The organism is Streptomyces sp. NPDC093544 (assembly GCF_040683495.1).
GTDB lineage: Bacteria > Actinomycetota > Actinomycetes > Streptomycetales > Streptomycetaceae > Streptomyces.
Genome location: NZ_JBFBEA010000040.1, coordinates 1 through 16,060, shown reverse-complemented (window position 1 = coordinate 16,060; position 16,060 = coordinate 1). Strand labels below are relative to the sequence as shown.

Annotated in this window: 15 protein-coding genes; 5 read left to right on the top strand and 10 right to left on the bottom strand. The window is 71.3% G+C overall.

Going from position 1 to position 16,060, the window contains the following annotated elements; translation table 11 throughout:
• Positions 1–19: 19 nt before the first annotated feature.
• From pstA to AB0N66_RS38570, 10 genes are all read right to left on the bottom strand, one after another.
• Positions 20–1,078 carry a phosphate ABC transporter permease PstA gene (gene pstA, locus AB0N66_RS38615; protein ID WP_365444265.1) on the bottom strand — a complete coding sequence of 353 codons (1,059 nt, stop codon included), beginning with the start codon at positions 1,076–1,078 and terminating at the stop codon, positions 20–22.
• A complete protein-coding gene (gene pstC, locus AB0N66_RS38610) occupies positions 1,075–2,082 on the bottom strand; it encodes a phosphate ABC transporter permease subunit PstC (RefSeq protein ID WP_365444262.1) in 1,008 nt (335 codons plus the stop codon). The genes pstA and pstC overlap by 4 nt, the downstream gene beginning before the upstream one ends.
• A 109-nt stretch (positions 2,083–2,191) precedes the next feature.
• Complete coding sequence (gene pstS, locus AB0N66_RS38605) at positions 2,192–3,313, bottom strand: phosphate ABC transporter substrate-binding protein PstS (protein ID WP_365444259.1); 1,122 nt, start codon at positions 3,311–3,313, stop codon at positions 2,192–2,194.
• A 321-nt stretch (positions 3,314–3,634) separates the two neighbouring features.
• Positions 3,635–4,051 carry an NUDIX hydrolase gene (locus AB0N66_RS38600; protein ID WP_365444256.1) on the bottom strand — a complete coding sequence of 139 codons (417 nt, stop codon included), beginning with the start codon at positions 4,049–4,051 and terminating at the stop codon, positions 3,635–3,637.
• 99 nt (positions 4,052–4,150) lie between these two features.
• A complete protein-coding gene (locus AB0N66_RS38595; RefSeq protein ID WP_365444253.1) occupies positions 4,151–5,227 on the bottom strand; it encodes a CHAD domain-containing protein in 1,077 nt (358 codons plus the stop codon).
• Entirely contained in the window at positions 5,208–7,439 is a 2,232-nt protein-coding gene (locus AB0N66_RS38590; protein ID WP_365444250.1) for an RNA degradosome polyphosphate kinase, read from the bottom strand. Before AB0N66_RS38590 ends, AB0N66_RS38595 begins: the two co-directional genes overlap by 20 nt.
• Positions 7,440–7,742: 303 nt before the next feature.
• On the bottom strand, positions 7,743–8,747 hold the full coding sequence (locus AB0N66_RS38585; protein WP_365444247.1) for a hypothetical protein: 1,005 nt from the start codon (positions 8,745–8,747) through the stop codon (positions 7,743–7,745).
• Positions 8,744–9,751: an ABC transporter permease gene (locus AB0N66_RS38580; RefSeq protein WP_365444244.1), complete on the bottom strand. Its 1,008-nt coding sequence runs from the start codon at positions 9,749–9,751 to the stop codon at positions 8,744–8,746. The genes AB0N66_RS38585 and AB0N66_RS38580 overlap by 4 nt, the downstream gene beginning before the upstream one ends.
• Positions 9,748–10,668 carry an ABC transporter ATP-binding protein gene (locus tag AB0N66_RS38575; RefSeq protein ID WP_365444241.1) on the bottom strand — a complete coding sequence of 307 codons (921 nt, stop codon included), beginning with the start codon at positions 10,666–10,668 and terminating at the stop codon, positions 9,748–9,750. Before AB0N66_RS38575 ends, AB0N66_RS38580 begins: the two co-directional genes overlap by 4 nt.
• Positions 10,665–11,054 (bottom strand): GntR family transcriptional regulator, encoded by a 390-nt coding sequence (locus AB0N66_RS38570; protein ID WP_365444384.1) that lies wholly within the window; start codon positions 11,052–11,054, stop codon positions 10,665–10,667. The genes AB0N66_RS38575 and AB0N66_RS38570 overlap by 4 nt, the downstream gene beginning before the upstream one ends.
• A gap of 122 nt (positions 11,055–11,176) precedes the next feature.
• Between AB0N66_RS38570 and AB0N66_RS38565 the strand changes: the two genes are divergently transcribed.
• The 5 genes from AB0N66_RS38565 (at position 11,177) to AB0N66_RS38545 (ending at position 15,917) form a co-directional block, all read left to right on the top strand.
• Complete coding sequence (locus AB0N66_RS38565; protein ID WP_365444238.1) at positions 11,177–11,728, top strand: RNA polymerase sigma factor; 552 nt, start codon at positions 11,177–11,179, stop codon at positions 11,726–11,728.
• Positions 11,725–12,594: a zf-HC2 domain-containing protein gene (locus AB0N66_RS38560; RefSeq protein ID WP_365444235.1), complete on the top strand. Its 870-nt coding sequence runs from the start codon at positions 11,725–11,727 to the stop codon at positions 12,592–12,594. The genes AB0N66_RS38565 and AB0N66_RS38560 overlap by 4 nt, the downstream gene beginning before the upstream one ends.
• Positions 12,595–12,691: 97 nt before the next feature.
• Entirely contained in the window at positions 12,692–13,588 is an 897-nt protein-coding gene (locus tag AB0N66_RS38555; RefSeq protein ID WP_365444381.1) for an ABC transporter ATP-binding protein, read from the top strand.
• Entirely contained in the window at positions 13,585–15,159 is a 1,575-nt protein-coding gene (locus AB0N66_RS38550) for an ABC transporter permease (protein ID WP_365444232.1), read from the top strand. The genes AB0N66_RS38555 and AB0N66_RS38550 overlap by 4 nt, the downstream gene beginning before the upstream one ends.
• Positions 15,147–15,917 (top strand): ABC transporter, encoded by a 771-nt coding sequence (locus AB0N66_RS38545; RefSeq protein ID WP_365444229.1) that lies wholly within the window; start codon positions 15,147–15,149, stop codon positions 15,915–15,917. The genes AB0N66_RS38550 and AB0N66_RS38545 overlap by 13 nt, the downstream gene beginning before the upstream one ends.
• Positions 15,918–16,060: the final 143 nt, after the last annotated feature.

Below are 16,060 nucleotides of genomic sequence, written 5' to 3'. Positions count from 1 at the left end.
AGTCGCTGATATGGCCGCGTCAGCGACCTGTCTTCGGCGCCTTCCAGCGGGCGATGCCGCGAGCCGCCAGGTTGAGAACCATGATGAAGGCGATCAGGGTGAGCGACGCCGCCCAGGCACGGTCGTAGGCCGCGCCCGAGCCGGCGCTGTTCGCGTACTGCTGGTAGATGTACAGCGGCAACGAGGACTGCGCACCCTCGAACGGGTTCGAGTTGATGAACGGGTTGCCGAACACCAGCAGCAGCACCGGTGCGGTCTCGCCCGCGATACGGGCGATCGACAACATGATGCCGGTGGTGATGCCGCCGAGGGAAGTCGGCAGAACCACCTTCAGGATGGTGCGCCACTTCGGGATACCCAGCGCGAGGGAGGCCTCACGCAGCTCGTTCGGTACGAGCTTGAGCATCTCCTCGGTGGAGCGGACGACGATCGGCATCATCAGGATCGCCAGGGCGAGCGAGCCGGCGAAGCCGAAGGGCTGCATCTTGAACTGCACCATCAGGCTCAGGATGAACAGACCGGCGACGATCGACGGGATACCGGTCATCACGTCGACGAAGAACGTGATGGCCCGGGAGAGGTTGCCGCGCCCGTACTCCACGAGGTAGATCGCGGTGAGCACACCGATCGGCACGGCCATCAGCGCGGCGAGGCCGACCTGCTCCAGGCTGCCGAGGATGGCGGCGTAGATGCCGCCGCCCGGCTCGGTGTCGGCGACGACTCCCATCGAGTGGGTCAGGAAGTAGACGTCGAGGACCTTCACACCGCGCGAGAGGGTCGTCCAGACCAGGGAGACCAGCGGCACGACGGCGAGGATGAACGCGACCCAGACCAGGCTGGTCGCCACCCGGTCCTTGGCCTGCCGGCGGCCCTCGACGCGGGCGGCGATGCCGTACGTCCCGGCGACGAAGAAGACCGCGGCCATCAGGCCCCACTGGATGCTGCTGTCCAGCCCGGCCGCGGCGCTGATACCGATGCCGAGGGCGACCGAGCCCGCGGCGATCGCCCACGGGCTCCACTTGGGCAGCCGCGCGCCCTGCAGGGTGCTGGGGCGCTTCACATTCAGGGTCTGGCTCATGCGTTGGCCCCCGAGTACTCCTTGCGGCGGGCGATGATCGCGCGGGCCGCGCCGTTGACCAGCAGGGTGATGACGAAGAGGACCAGACCGGAGGCGATGAGCGCGTCACGGCCCTGCTCCGTCGCCTCGCCGAACTTGCTGGCGATGTTCTGGGCGAAGGTGCCGCCGCCCGGGTCGAGCAGGCTGGCCTGGATCGTGAAGGTCGGCGAGAGGACCGTGGCGACGGCCATCGTCTCGCCGAGCGCACGGCCGAGGCCCAGCATCGAGGCGGAGATCACGCCGGAGCGGCCGAAGGGGAGCACCGACATGCGGATGACCTCCCAGCGCGTGGCGCCGAGGGCGAGAGCCGCCTCTTCGATCATCTGCGGGGACTGCCGGAAGACCTCGCGGCTCACGTTCGTGACGACCGGCAGGATCATGATCGCGAGCAGGATGCCGACGGTGAGCATCGAGCGCGGGGCGCCGCCCTGCCACTCGAAGATGCCGGTCCAGCCGAGGTAGTCGTTGAGCCAGCCGAAGAGGCCGTTCATGTGCGGTACGAGGATGAGGGCGCCCCACAGGCCGTACACGATGGACGGCACGGCGGCGAGCAGGTCGATCACGTACGAGATGGGGCCGCTGAGCCTGCGCGGGGCGTAGTGCGTGAGGAACAGTGCGATGGCGACCGCGATCGGGACCGCGATGACCATGGCGATGATCGAGGAGACCACCGTGCCGAAGGCCAGGACGGCGATGCCGAAGTCCGGCGGGATGGCGGTGGGGTTCCACTCGAAGGTGGTGAGGAAGTTGCCCTCGTCCTTGCTGATCGCGAGGGAGGCGCGATAGGTGAGGAAGACCGCGATGGCGGCCATGATCACCAGCAGGAAAATGCCCGAGCCGCGGGAGAGACCGAGGAAGACTCGGTCACCGGGTCGGGTGGCGCCGCGGCTCGTGCGCTTCTGCTCGGCCTCGGAAGGTTCGGGGATCGGGGGAGGAGCTTCTGTGTTCTTGGTCGATATATCCATCGGGATTCTCCGGTCTGCGGAGTCGCACGAGATGTGGGGCTCCTGGCGGCGGTGCACCGGACGCGGTGCGGTCCGGCCCCGGGTCGGGGCCGGACCGCACCGTCGGGGTTTAGCTCAGGCCCGCGATGGTGGTGCGGACCTTGCTGATGATGTCGGCCGGGATCGGCGCGTAGCCGGCGTCGGGCAGCAGCGCCTGGCCTTCCTCGCCGGCGATGTAGGTCAGGAACGCCTTCGTGGCGGGCAGGGTGTCGGCCTTGTTGCCCTTGTCGCAGACGATCTCGTAGGTGACCAGGGTGATCGGGTAGGCGCCGTCGGCCTTGGTCGTGTAGTTCAGCTGCAGCGCGAGGTCCGAGCCCGTGCCGACGACCTTGGCGTCCGCGATGGCCGCCGTGGCGTTGTCGACGGTGGCCTGGACCGGTGCTGCGGCGCCCGTGTCCAGGGAGGCGGCGCTGATGCCGTCCTTGGCGTACGACAGCTCCATGTAGCTGATGGCGCCGGAGGTCTGCTTGACCTGCGCGGCGACACCGCTGGAGCCACTCGCGGACTGGCCGCCCTTGGCCTGCCAGGCCTTGCCGCCCTCGTACTTCCAGTTGTCGGGCGTCGCGGCGATCAGGTACTTGGTGAAGTTGTCCGTGGTGCCGGACTCGTCCGAGCGGTGGAACGCCTGGATCTTGAGGTCGGGCAGCGTGGCGTCGGGGTTCAGCGCCTTGATCGCGGCGTCGTTCCAGTTGGTGATCTTGCTGTCGAAGATCTTCGCGATGGTGGGCGCGTCCAGGACCAGGTTGTCGACACCCGGGACGTTGTAACCGACCGCGATCGGGCCGCCGACCATCGGGAGGTCGATGGCCTGGCCGCCGGTGCAGACCGCCTTGGAGGCCTCGACCTCTTCGGGCTTCAGCGCGGAGTCGGAGCCGGCGAAGGCGACCGTGCCCTGCGTGAACGCGGTGACGCCGGCGCCCGAGCCGCCGCCCTTGTAGTTGATCTGCACGCCACAGGCGGTGCTGAACTGCTTGACCCAGGCGTCGATCGCGTTCTTCTGCGCGGAGGAGCCGTCGGCCAGGAGCTGGCCCTTGGCGTCGTCACACTTGATCGAGCTGGTCGAGCCCGACGAAGCGCTTGCGCCCGTGCTGGTGCCGGTGTCGTCCGAGCCGCACGCCGTGAGGGCCAGGGCGCCGGAGACGGCGAGAGCACCGAGGGTGATGGCCTGCCGGTTCATGCGCTGAAGCTTCACTTTTCGGGAGTTCCTTCCGGGAGCCGCCGTCTGGTGGCGGCGTGCGAAGTCTGTGTGATGCGGAGAAGGCTTCCTGAATGCCCTTCGCACCTTGTAAGGCCGAAATTAGGCAGATCAGGTGAAGGCGCCGATGGCCAAAAGTGAACGGAGGGTGAACCCCTGCGGACGGTGCGGTGAGGTCACGGAACGCTTACGTCGAGGACACAGAGAGATCCCGGGTTATGAGACCCGAATGGAAACTCTACGTAACCGATCGGGTCTGCACATGTTGCGACGCCGGCCGTGAATCGGCCGGATCCGTGCAACGCGCTGTCGGCGTCCTCAGGCAAGGTGCAGTGCACTCAGCAGGGCGTCCACCAGGTCGCGGTCGCGGAGCTGGGTGAGGCGGGTGCGGGCGGCGTCCGGGGGGAGCCAGACGATGCGGTCGACCTCGCGGTTGGGGGTGAAGCGGCCGTCCGTCGCCTCGGCGGCCCAGTAGCTGACCTCTTTGCGGTGTCCGTCCACGTAGTAGAGGGCGGAGGGGAGGCGGGCGCCGGGCACGCAGCGGAACCCGGTCTCCTCCTCGACCTCGCGCAGGGCGGCCGCGAGGGGTTCCTCGGCGCGCTTGAGCTTGCCCTTGGGGTGCGACCAGTCGTCGTACTTCGGCCGGTGGACCAGGCAGATCTCCAGCTCGCCGGCGACAGAAGAAGGGCGCCACAGGACGCAGCCGGCCGCCTGGATGGTGTCGTCGTCGGTCATCGGACCTCCAGTCCCTTCAAGAGGGTCCTTTTGCGAGGGTCCCTTGCGGTCCTTCTGCGAGGGTCCCTTACCGGGTGGGTCCCCTATGGAGTGGGTCCCCTACAGGGTCGGTACCGCTTCCTTCTGCCAGCTCTGCTGGAACGCGAACCGCGCCGCCTCCACCTCGTGCCGCTGGTCGGCGTGGAGCACGCCGAGGGCGTACGCCGTCGCCGGGGCGATACGCGGGGTGCGGGCCGCGGACGCCGCGGCCGAGGCGGCCTCCGCCGCGTCCCGGTGCTGGTTCAGGGCCTGGCCGGCGCCGAGCAGGCGTACGTCGACGGGGCACTCCTCGCCGTACAGGACCTCGCGGGCGTAGCGGTGCAGGCGCAGCAGCAGGCGGACCTGGTGCCAGGGGGCGTCCTGCGGCTGGGGCGCGGTGTCGGCGGAGAGGCCGTGCACGAGGGCCTCCGCGTTGTACGGGTGACCCGCGGTGAGCAGCGGCAGCGCGGCGACGGCGTCGAGCAGCCGGCCCTCCGCGGCGGCGGCCGGCGGGCGCAGGTCGGCGGTGGCCGCCGCCGGGGTCAGCGGGACCTCGCTGGCGAGGACGGCGACGCTGTCCGCGACGGCGTGGAAACGGGAGGAGCCCAGCGCCTGGAGGGCGGCCGAGTGGGCGCGGGTGCGGGCCAGGGTCAGCTGGCGGTCGAGCAGGGCGCCCGCTTTCGCCGCGCCGATGGTGAGATTGCCCTTGGGGGCCGCGCTCGCCCCAGGTCCGGCGGCCTGCGCGGGGAAACCGGAGCCGGAGCCGGACAGCCGGTTCAGTGCGCCGAGCAGCCGCTCCAGACGGGCCGAGTAGGCGTGCTCGCGGGCCAGGGTGCCCGAAAGCCAGGCCAGTTCGGGGCGCATGCCCTCCGACCAGTCCGGGTCGAGCAGCGGCCGGTAGGTGTGCAGCGAGCCGCTGATCCGGCGGGCCGAGCGGCGCAGGGCGCGCGCCGCGTCGACGGACCTGTCCGAGCCGTTCTCCCCCACGCTCGAACTCGCTCGCGCGGGGGTACCCCCACCACCGCCGGTCTCCCGGTGCAGGCGCAGCGAACGGAGGAACTCCGTTGCCTGGGCCCGCAGATAGCCCGCGAGGGCGTCCCCCGATACGGGCACGGCCTGGGCCGTGGGGTCGGTGGGGTCAAGGTGTTGCTGTGCCACGCCGGCGCCTCCGGGCGTCAATGAGCATCTCCTGGACGTTCCGCAGGGGCTGGCCCTCGGCATCGGTCGCGTGCCGGGTCCATTCGCCGTCCGGGCCCAGGTGCCAGGAAGCGGTGGTGTCGGACATCCCGGTCTCGAACAGCCGGTTGAGGGCTGCCCGGTGGGCCGGGTCGGTGATCCTCACCAGGGCCTCGATGCGACGGTCGAGGTTGCGGTGCATCATGTCGGCGCTGCCGAGCCAGATCTCGGGTTCGCCGCCGTTGCCGAAGGCGAAGACCCGGGAGTGTTCCAGGAAGCGGCCGAGGATCGAGCGCACCCGTATGTTTTCGGACAGGCCCGTGACGCCGGGCCGGACCGCGCAGATACCGCGTACCCAGATGTCGACCGGTACCCCGGCCTGCGAGGCGCGGTACAGCGCGTCGATGATCGCCTCGTCCACCATCGAGTTGACCTTGATACGGACGAACGCGGGGCGTCCGGCCTCGTGATGCTGGACTTCCTTGTTGATCCGCGAGATCAGGCCGTCGCGCAGCGACTTGGGGGCGACGAGCAGCCGGCGGTAGGTCTCGCGGCGCGAGTAGCCGGAGAGCCGGTTGAAGAGGTCGGAGAGGTCGGCGCCGACCTGCGGATCGGCGGTGAGCAGCCCCAGGTCCTCGTACAGGCGGGCGGTCTTGGGGTGGTAGTTGCCCGTGCCCACATGGCAGTAGCGGCGGAGGGTGTCGCCCTCCTGGCGTACCACCAGCGACAGCTTGCAGTGGGTCTTCAGGCCGACGAGCCCGTACACGACATGGCAGCCGGCCTCTTCGAGCTTCCTGGCCCACTTGATGTTGGCCTGCTCGTCGAAGCGGGCCTTGATCTCGACCAGGACGAGGACCTGCTTGCCGGACTCGGCGGCGTCTATCAGCGCGTCGACGATCGGCGAGTCGCCCGAGGTCCGGTACAGGGTCTGCTTGATGGCCAGCACGTCCGGGTCGCTCGCCGCCTGCTCCAGGAAGGCCTGGACGGAGGTGGAGAAGGAGTCGTACGGGTGGTGGAGCAGTACGTCCCGTTCCCGGAGCGCCGCGAAGATGTCGGGCGCGGACGCCGACTCGACCTCGGCGAGGTCGCGGTGGGTGCCCGCGATGAACTTCGGGTACTTCAGCTCGGGCCGGTCCAGGCCGCCGATGCCGAAGAGGCCGGTGAGGTCGAGCGGACCCGGCAGCGGGTACACCTCGGCCTCGGAGATCTTCAACTCCCGCACCAGCAGGTCCAGTACGTACCGGTCGATGGACTCCTCGACCTCCAGGCGCACCGGCGGCCCGAAGCGGCGCCGCATGAGCTCCTTCTCCAGGGCCTGGAGCAGGTTCTCGGCGTCGTCCTCCTCGACCTCCAGGTCCTCGTTCCGGGTGAGGCGGAACGTGTGGTGCTCCAACACCTCCATGCCCGGGAAGAGTTCCTCGAGGTGGGCCGCGATGACGTCCTCGATGGGGACGTAGCGGCTCGGGGCGGCCTCCAGGAAGCGGGAGAGCAGCGGCGGGACCTTGACGCGCGCGAAGTGGCGGTGGCCGCTGACCGGGTTCCGTACGACGACGGCCAGGTTCAGGGACAGACCCGAGATGTACGGGAAGGGGTGCGCGGGGTCGACCGCGAGCGGGGTGAGGACCGGGAAGATCTGATGCCGGAACAGGGTGAACAGGCGGGCCTGCTCCTTCTCCGTCAGCTCGCTCCAGCGGACCAGGTGGACGCCCTCCTCCGCGAGTGCGGGGGCCACGTCCTCCTGGTAGCAGGCCGCGTGCCGGGCCATGAGCTCGCGCGAGCGGGCCCAGATCATCTCCAGGACCTCGCGGGGCTGGAGGCCCGAGGCGGACTTGGTGGCCACACCGGTTGCGATACGGCGCTTCAGCCCTGCCACCCGGACCATGAAGAACTCGTCCAGGTTGCTGGCGAAGATCGCCAGGAAGTTGGCGCGCTCCAGGAGGGGTGTGTTCGGGTCCTCGGCGAGTTCCAGCACCCGTTCGTTGAACGCCAGCCAGCTGCGCTCGCGGTCCAGGAACCGGCCCTGCGGCAGCTGGACGCCGTCCTCGACCATGTCCTCGTACTCATCGAGGTCGGCGTCGAGGTCGGGTTCCAGGTCGGAGACGTTCGCCGCCACGGTGTGCGGGCGGTGCGCGGCTATCGAGCCGACGGACGGCTGTGCGTGCTGGACCGGGGCCTGGGCGCTTGGCTGGTTCATGGACCCATTCTTCCGCGCCGGGGGCACTACCGGCGCGTCGGAGAGGGCGAGAGGCAGCGCGGCGAGGCGGATGTTCCCGTTCCGCTTGGCCGGCCCGGGCTCTTTCACCGTCGACGGCAGGGGCTCGCTCTCCTCGGAAGGCGGAGGCTCTGGCACGGCGGGGTTCATTGGTCGAGCGTCGCAAGGTCGTCTGAATCGATGGTTACGGGGACATGACGTGCGGGATATGGAGGGGCGTCTCCCGGAAGTTCGCGGGGCCGGGAGACACGCCCATTCGGGGCTTGTCGGCCTGTACGCCGCTTCTCAGGCGGTACGCCGCTTCAGGACCCGGAAGGCCAGGAAGACGGCGAGAGCGGTGAGGGTGAGGAGGAGGGCGGTTTCGGTGAGCTGGAGGGGCCAGAAGTGGGAGGAGGGGTGGTAGGTGGCCCAGAAGTCGGAGATGCCGTGCTCGCTCATGCAGTTCTTGAGGTCGGCGCCCGTCCTCTCGACGCAGGCCGCATTGATGCCGACCCGCTCTCCGGAGGTGAGGATCACGCCTTCCCTCACCAGCGCCGCGCTGTCCGGGATGTTGAGGGCGGCCGCTCCGGTGACGGTCACCACGGGCCACAGGCTGTCCCGGTAGACGTCACCTAGGGTCTGCACGGCCACGGTGACGACGACGGCCAGGCCGAGCGCCGGCAGCGTACGGCGGACCAGCATGCCCACCAGGGCGCCCACGGCGACGGCGCACAGAGCGGCGGCGACGGCGACCGTGCCGTTGGAGCGGTAGGCGTCCGTCTCGTACCAGTCCTGGTAGAGGATGTCCCGGTGGCCGTCGGTCCACATCAGGCGGTGCAGCAGCACCAGCACGGTCGTGCCGGCGGTGATCAGCGCGGCCGGGACCGCGAGCTGCGCCGCCAGCCAGCGCGCGGGCGTGACGGACTGCGTCCAGGCGAGGGCGGCCGTGCCGCTCTCCAGCTCGCGGGCGACGAGGGCGGCGCCCGCCCAGGCGGCGACGAGGTAGGGCAGGTAGACGATGGCATAGGCGGCGAGCTGGGCGACCGCTTCGTAGAGGGACGTCGCGCCGTCGGGTGTGTCCCCGCAGAACGAGTCCATGGCGCACGAGGCCGCCAGCCGATGCGCCTCCTCCCGTACGGCGTCCGCGCCGAGGCCGCAGGCCCACAGCAGGCCCATCGCGGTCACCGCGACCAGTGCCACCCAGATCCACAGCGCGGCGCCGTGCAGCCGCAGCGCGGTCCAGACCGTGCCGCGCGGGGTGAGCGGGGAGGGGCGCGGGGTGAGGGGACGTGTGGCGGTGGCCGCGGTCATGCGCCCTCCTTGGTGGTGTCGCGGATCGGGAGGGTGGCGGAGGTGGCGCCTGTGTGGCGCTTCAGCAGGCGGAACGCGACCAGGGCCGCGAGTGCGGTCAGGGCGAGGACGAGGGCGGTCGCGGTGAGCTGGAGGGGCCAGTAGTGGGAGAAGGGGTGGGAGTCGGTGTAGTAACTGACGGCGTCGAGGTGCTCGTACACGTCGCGGCACGCGCTGTACCGGCTGCTGCCGCAGCCCGGGTTGGCGATACGGGCGCCGGTGGAGGTGAGAAGACCTTCATCGAGGGTGAGGCCAAGGCTCTTGGGGCCGTAGCCGGTGAGGTCGGTGACGGTCGTCACCGACGGCCACAGGTGGGGCAGCGCCAGGGAGACGGCGGCGCGGACGCCCACCATCCACACCAGGGCCAGGGCGAGCGCGGCCAGCGAGCGGCGCAGCGCCAGCCCGGCGAGGGCGCCGGCGACCAGCCCGAACAGGGCGAAGGCGACCGTGCTCGGACCGTTGGCGTGGAAGGTGAGGTCGTCGGTCCAGGGCTTGGCGGTGTCGATCTTTCCGTGACCCTTGGACCACACCAGGTTGTGCAGCAGCACCAGCACGCTCGTGCCGGCGGTGACGAGCACGGCCGGGACGGCGAGCTTGGCGGTCAGCCAGCGGGCCGGGGAGATCGACTGGGTCCAGGCGAGCTGCGCGGTGCCGCTCTCCATTTCCCGGCCGATCAGCGAGGCACCGGCCCAGGCGGCGACCAGGAACGGGACGAGGTTCACCGCGATGCTCATGTACTGCGCGAGCGACTTGTAGGTGAGGATCGCGTCCTGGTCGTAGACGCAGGCGTTCATGCCGCAGCCGTTCCACTGCCGCCATGCCGAGGCCGCCGCGTCCGTGAGCGGGCCGTAGAGCCACAGCAGCAGGGCTCCGACGACGAGGAGTACACCGGCCCAGACGTAAAGGGCGGGCCGGTGCAGCCGCAGCATCACCCGTGTCGTGGTGAAGGGGATGAGGGCGCTCATGCGACGGGCTCCTGAGCGGCGGTGGGGGTGGCGTCGAGGGACAGCGCGGGCGCTCCGGGGCTGCGCAGATGCGCGAGGACCAGCTCCTCCAGGGACGGCCGGGTGCTCTGCCAGCCGTCGGAGAGGGGGCCGTTCGTGCGTACGAGCGCGGTGAGCTGGCGTCCGGTGGTGCGGGACTCGACGACGGTGTGCGGGGCGAGGTCCTGGGCGGCGCCGGTCTCCCGGGAGCGCGCGGGGCCGGTGAGAAGGGCGTGCGCGGCCAGCAGGTCGTCCAGGTCGCCCGCCAGGCGTACCCGGCCGCCGCCTATCAGGAGCAGGTGGTCGCAGGAGCCCTCCAGGTCGGCGACGACGTGCGAGGACATCACGACCGTGGTGCCGTGTTCGGCGGCCTCGGCCATCAGCGTGCCCATCAGTTCATGGCGGGCGAGCGGGTCCAGGTCGGCCATCGGCTCGTCCAGGAGCAGGAGTTCGGGCCGCTTGCCGAGCGCGAGGGCGAGCGCCACGCGGGTGCGCTGGCCGCCGGAGAGGGAGCGGATCCGGCTCCTCGGGTCGAGGTCGCCCTTCGCCACGATCCGCTCGGCGACCGAGGCGTCCCAGCGGGCCGGGTTGAGTTCGTGGCCCAGGCGGAGTGTGTCGCCGACGGTGAGCTGTGGGTAGAGCGGCTTGGCCTGCGCGACGTACGCGATGCGTTCGCGGGCGGCGGCCGGGTGGGTGCCGAGCACGGTCAGGGAGCCCTCGGTGGGGGCGAGCAGTCCGGCCGCGTGGGCCAGCAGGGTCGACTTGCCCGCGCCGTTCGGTCCGACGACCGCGCAGACGCGTCCGGCCGGGAGCCGGAACGTGCACTCGCGCAGTGCCCAGCCGCCGCGCCGTCCGAACCGCTTGCCGAGTCCGGCCGCCTCCAAGGCGGTGTCCGTCATTCCTGGTCTCCCTTGGTGAACTGTTCATCGAGTACGGCGGTGAAGAGCGCTGCCACGTCGTCGCGCTGGAGTCCGGCCTCGCGGGCGCGGGCTGCCCACGCGTCCAGTTCGGCGCTGAGGGGCGAGTCGGCCGGGGCGCTGCCCAGCGAGCGTGTGACGAAGGTGCCGACGCCGCGTCTGGCTTCGACCAGGCCCTCGCGCTCCAGCTCGCGGTAGGCCTTCAGGACGGTGTTCGGATTGATCGCGGTGGCCTCCACGACCTCGCGGGCCGTGGGGAGCTTGTCGCCCGGCTCAAGGAGGCCCAGGCGCAGGGCCTGCTTGGTCTGCTGGACGATCTGGACGTACGTGGCGACACCGCTGCGCCGGTCGATGCGGTACTCCACCACTGCGGCGACCACCTTTCACTATTTGAGTAGTGAAAGGGTGTTCCATGAGAGTGATCGTTGTCAAGAATGAGATTTCTTCGGTGGACGTGAACCGATCAGCGGGGCTCGTGCGATGAGGGGGCGTGAGGGAAACGAAAAGCGACGGGGAGCTGCTGCGGGCCATCGCGGCGGACGGTGACCGGCGCGCCTTCGAGGAGCTGTACCGGCGGTACGCGCCGTGGCTGACCGCGCGGCTGCGCGGCCGGTGCGCCGACGCCGGGGTCGTCGACGACGTCGTGCAGGAGACGTTCCTAGCCGTGTGGCGCGGCACCGCCCGCTACCGCGAGGAGGGTTCCTCCGGAGACGCCGCGGGCTGGCTGTGGCGCATCGGCTCGCGGCGGCTCATCGACACCCTGCGCGGCGACGGCGCGCGCGGGCGGATGCGGCAGGCGCTGGCCCGCCTTCGGCACCGGGACGAGGTCTCCGCCGAGGAACGCGTCCTGGCCGGCGTCGAGCACGGCGACCTCGCGGGCGCCCTGACCCGGCTCTCGCCCGAACTGCGCGCGGTGCTCCAGGCCACCGTGATCGACGGGCTCACCACCCGGGAAGCGGCCGTCCTGCTCGGCATTCCGCCGGGCACGGTCAAGACGCGGGCACTGCGTGCGCGCAAGCAGTTGCGGGAGGCACTGGCATGAGCCGTAGCGAAATCACCTGGCATGTGCCGGAGGAGGACCTCCGGGCCTACACGCAAGGCGAGTTGCCCCCTCCCCGGCTCTGGTCCGCCGACACCCACCTGGCCTCCTGCGCGCAGTGCCGCGAGACGCTTGCCTCCGTGAGCGATCCGGTCGCGCTGGACGCGGGCTGGGAGCGGCTGGACGCCGAACTGGACGCGCCACGCCCGGGGTTGACCGAGTCCCTGCTCGTGCGGTTCGGCGTCGCCGACCACACGGCACGGCTGCTGGCGGCCACGCCCGTACTGCGCCGCTCCTGGCTGCTTGCGGTCACCGCCGTGCTCCTGATGACCGTGGCGGCCACCTACGCGGTGGAGGCCGGGGCCACCCCCAAGCTGTTCCTGGCCCTCGCACCGCTGCTCCCGCTCGCCGGGGTCGCCCTGTCGTACGGGCCCACGCTGGACCCGACGTACGAGATGGCCGTCGTCTCGCCGACGCACGGGTTCCGGCTGCTGCTGATCCGTACGGTCGCCGTGCTCACCGTCGGCCTCGGTCTGAACGGGCTCGCCACCCTGGCGCTGCCCTCCTACGGGCTGCGCGCGCTGGCCTGGCTGCTGCCCGCGCTCGCCCTCACCGGCGCCGGGCTCGCACTGACGCCCCGCCTCGGCCCTGTCCTCGCGCCCTCGCTGGTCGGCGGCGCGTGGGTCGCGCTGCTGCTCGTGGCCCAGGCGACGAGCGCCGAGCACGCCACGCTCGCGCCGTTCACGGCGGCGGGGCAGGGGGTTGCCGGGGCGGTCGCCGCACTCGCGGTCGCGCTGCTCTATCTCGTACGGGACCGGTTCGACTCGGCGCCCGCGCAGGCGCCCTTCTCCGGCGGGGGCGCCGTATGACCGGCGCCTGCACGGACTTCACCGGCGGGGGCGCGACGTGACCGCCCCCTCCGCACATCACTTCTCCGCCCGCCTCTCCGACAGGAGCGCCGTACGCATGACGCCCACCGTCTCCGCCTCCGGACTGACCCTCCGCTACGGCAAGACCTTCGCCCTCGACGACGTCTCCCTGCGCCTCGGCGAGGGGGTCACCGGCCTCCTCGGGCCCAACGGGGCCGGAAAGACCACCCTGTTGAGGGTGCTCGCCACCGCCGTGCCCGCCGACAAGGGGGCCTTCACAGTGCTCGGGCACGACCCGGGTACCGCGGCCGGGCGCCTGGATCTGCGGCGCGAGCTGGGGTACCTGCCGCAGACCCCGGGGTTCCACGAGGACTTCTCGTCCTTCGAGTTCGTCGACTACGTGGCGATCCTCAAGGAACTGACCGACCGCACCGCCCGGCACCGGGAGGTGCGCCGCGTGCTCGACGCCGTCGACCTGTCCGACGTACGGAGCAAGCGCATCAAGAAGCTGTCCGGCGGTATGCGCCAGCGGGTCGCGCTGGCCGCCGCGCTCGTCGGTGACCCCGGTTTCCTCGTCCTCGACGAGCCGACCGTCGGACTCGACCCCGAACAGCGCATGCGCTTCCGTGAGTTGATCGCCCAGGCTGGAGAAGGGCGGACGGTTCTCCTGTCCACCCACCAGACCGAGGACGTCGCGATGCTCTGCCACCGCGTGATCGTCATGGCCCGCGGGCGCGTCCGCTTCGAGGGCACCCCGGCCGCACTGACCGCGCGTGCGGCGGGCCGGGTGTGGAGCAGCACGCAACGCGAGCCGGCCGCGCGCGCCGGATGGCGTACGGGCACCGGCTCCTTCCGCAACGTCGGAGACCCGCCCGAGGGCGCCGAACTCCTTGAACCGACCCTGGAGGACGGCTACCTGCTGACGATGGACGGCGATACAGGCGATACGGGCGATACGGGCCAGAGCGACGAGACCGCGGGGGTAGCCGCATGAGCAGCACGACCGGACTGGTCAAGGAGGCGGCTCCCACGGGGGTGGGGCCGACTTCGGACACCAAGCAGCACAGAGCCGCCGCCGTCATCGCCCTCGCCCGCTTCGAGGCACGCCAACTCTTCCTGCACATACCGGTGTTCGCCTTCCTCATGCTCTACCTCGGCTTCACCGGCTGGGAGCTGTTCAACGGCCGTGAGGGCATGGACGAGTTCCCGGTCCTCCAGGACGTCGACCGGGCGACCCAGTCCGCCCCGCAGCTCCTCGGCTTGGCGCTGCTCATCGTCGTCAACCGGACCGTCCTGCGCTCCCACCGGCGCGGCACCGACCGGCACTTCGACGTCCTGGTCATGGAACCGTGGCGGCGTACGGTGGCGCACGCGCTGTCCGTAGTGCCGTACGCGGCGATCACCGCGGGGGTCGTCGCCTTCCAGATCATCTGGGCCGGGCACAAGCTGGGCGCCGTCGGCCACCCCTCGCTCGCCGAACTGGCCGTGGGACCGCTGGCGGTGCTTCTTTCCGGCGTCCTCGGCGTGCTGCTCGCGCGGCTGTTCCGGTCCGCGTTCGCCGCCCCGCTCTTCGTCGTCGGTGTCGTCATCCTGCCCCCTCTGCTGCTCTCCAGCGCGGGCAGCCCGCACTGGCAGCAGTGGCTGTCGCCGGTCGTCACCGAGACGGGCGCCGATCCGTTTCCGTCCGAGCTCATCGGCCGCCCGGCCGCCTGGCACGCGCTGTATCTGGTGGGGCTCGTCGGGGTGCTGGTCGGCGCCGCGGTACTGGTCAGCGGCGGTCGTACCCGGATCGTGCAGGCGGCCACCGGCGTCGCCCTCGCCGCCACGGTCGCGGGTGTCGCCGGGCAGTCCCCAGGTGACTCGGCCGCCCTGATCGCGGCCCGCACAGAGGCGTCCGTCAGCCCGGAGAAGGTCCAGACGTGCCATGAGTACGGCAGGTCGACGTACTGCGCCTTCCCCGAGTGGGATGCCCGCGCCGCTCTCGACTGGGCCCCGGTCGTCGACCGCGTCCAGTCCCTCGCGGGGGGCGCCGCCGGAGGCGAACGGCTGACCGTACGGCAGCGGGTCGACGCCCGTTACGGCCTGACCGGCAGCGCCACGTTCGAAGCGTCCACCACACCGGGCACGGTGACCGTCGGCACGCGGTGGGGCGGCAACCGGGTCCCCGAGTTCGCCGTCGGAGTCGCCTCGGTCCTGGTGGCGGGCAGTGAGGCGGCCACCATCGAATGGTGCGACGCCCGAGCGGTCACCGTCATGTGGCTGGCACTGGGCGGCGAGTCCGACCCGATGACCGCGTTCCGCAACGTCCGGCTCGACGACAGCGTCACGGGCTCCGGGCTCTCCATCGCACCCATCAACGCGGTCTATCTGACCGCCGAACAGACCCGGATCGTAAGGGAGTTGCTACAGAAGCCCCGCTACAGCGTCATCCCCAAGGTGAAGTCCCACTGGACGGAACTCACGTCTGCGGAGACGTCCACGGCACGGGTGGCCGAGCTGCTGGGAGTGCCGGCCGCGCCCAAGGGAACGGCCGACGTGGCGGAGGACGAGTCGTGCCAGGGGTAGCCGCTCCCGGCGAGGGCGCGCGGTCCAGGGCGGCCGAGACCCGTGCACCGGCCAAGGTGCCCTGCACCGGTGAATCGCCCAGGAGGCGTACGTACGCCGTGATCCGCGCCCTTCTCCACCCCGTGTTGCGCTCCCTGCCCCGCCGGGCCCTCGCGGCTGGAGCCGCCCTGGGACTGCTGATCACCGCGGCCCCATGGCTGCTGTCGGTCTCCCGCGACTCCTGGCCCGGCCTCACTCTCCTGCGGGCCGCCGCGCTCGCCTTCGGCCTGGGCCTGGCCTTCCTGCTCGACGACCCCGCCCGGCACACCACCGCGGCGGTGCCGATCCGGCGCCCGGTGCGTACCGGCCTGCGGGTGGCGTTCGCCGTCCCGCTCGCCGCGCTCTGGTGGACCGCCGCGCTGCTCCTCGTACCGGAGAATGCCCGGCCGCCGGTGGGCGCGCTGACCCTGGAGGCCGCCACCGTCGCCGCACTCGCCCTGGCCGGCGCGGCCGTGGGGGTGCGGTGCACGGACGCGGCCGAGCCCGGGATCGCCGTGTCGGCCGGGCTGCTCTGCGGCGGGCTGTCCGCCGCCCTGCTGGTCCCGTACCGGTGGGCGCTCGTCGTGCCGGTGAACGACCCGCGCTGGGACGGCGCCCACGACCGGTGGGCGGCGATCCTGGTCGTGGCGGCGGTGGTGGGGGCCGCGTCCTGGGCGGAGCCGCTGCGGCGGCGGTCGGCGATGCCCGTCCGCCGCGCGGCACTCACGCGCCGGCGCTGACACCGCGGCGTTCGTCGGCGCGAGGGTTTTTCGCCCCCTCCGCCCCTACCCGTCCCTTGTTCCTGGGGGCTGCCGCCCCCAGACCCCCGCTGTCGCGCTGAACGCGCTCGTCCTCAAACGCCGGACGGGCTGAAACGGGGCGG

Coding starts and splice junctions, on each gene's coding strand:
- AB0N66_RS38560 (WP_365444235.1), top strand. CDS start 11,725: ATGAGCCGTAGCGAAATCACCTGGCATGTGCCGGAGGAGGACCTCCGG.
- AB0N66_RS38590 (WP_365444250.1), bottom strand. CDS start 7,439: ATGAACCAGCCAAGCGCCCAGGCCCCGGTCCAGCACGCACAGCCGTCC.
- pstA (WP_365444265.1), bottom strand. CDS start 1,078: ATGAGCCAGACCCTGAATGTGAAGCGCCCCAGCACCCTGCAGGGCGCG.
- AB0N66_RS38575 (WP_365444241.1), bottom strand. CDS start 10,668: ATGACGGACACCGCCTTGGAGGCGGCCGGACTCGGCAAGCGGTTCGGA.
- AB0N66_RS38600 (WP_365444256.1), bottom strand. CDS start 4,051: ATGACCGACGACGACACCATCCAGGCGGCCGGCTGCGTCCTGTGGCGC.
- AB0N66_RS38555 (WP_365444381.1), top strand. CDS start 12,692: ATGACGCCCACCGTCTCCGCCTCCGGACTGACCCTCCGCTACGGCAAG.
- pstC (WP_365444262.1), bottom strand. CDS start 2,082: ATGGATATATCGACCAAGAACACAGAAGCTCCTCCCCCGATCCCCGAA.
- AB0N66_RS38585 (WP_365444247.1), bottom strand. CDS start 8,747: ATGACCGCGGCCACCGCCACACGTCCCCTCACCCCGCGCCCCTCCCCG.
- AB0N66_RS38550 (WP_365444232.1), top strand. CDS start 13,585: ATGAGCAGCACGACCGGACTGGTCAAGGAGGCGGCTCCCACGGGGGTG.
- AB0N66_RS38580 (WP_365444244.1), bottom strand. CDS start 9,751: ATGAGCGCCCTCATCCCCTTCACCACGACACGGGTGATGCTGCGGCTG.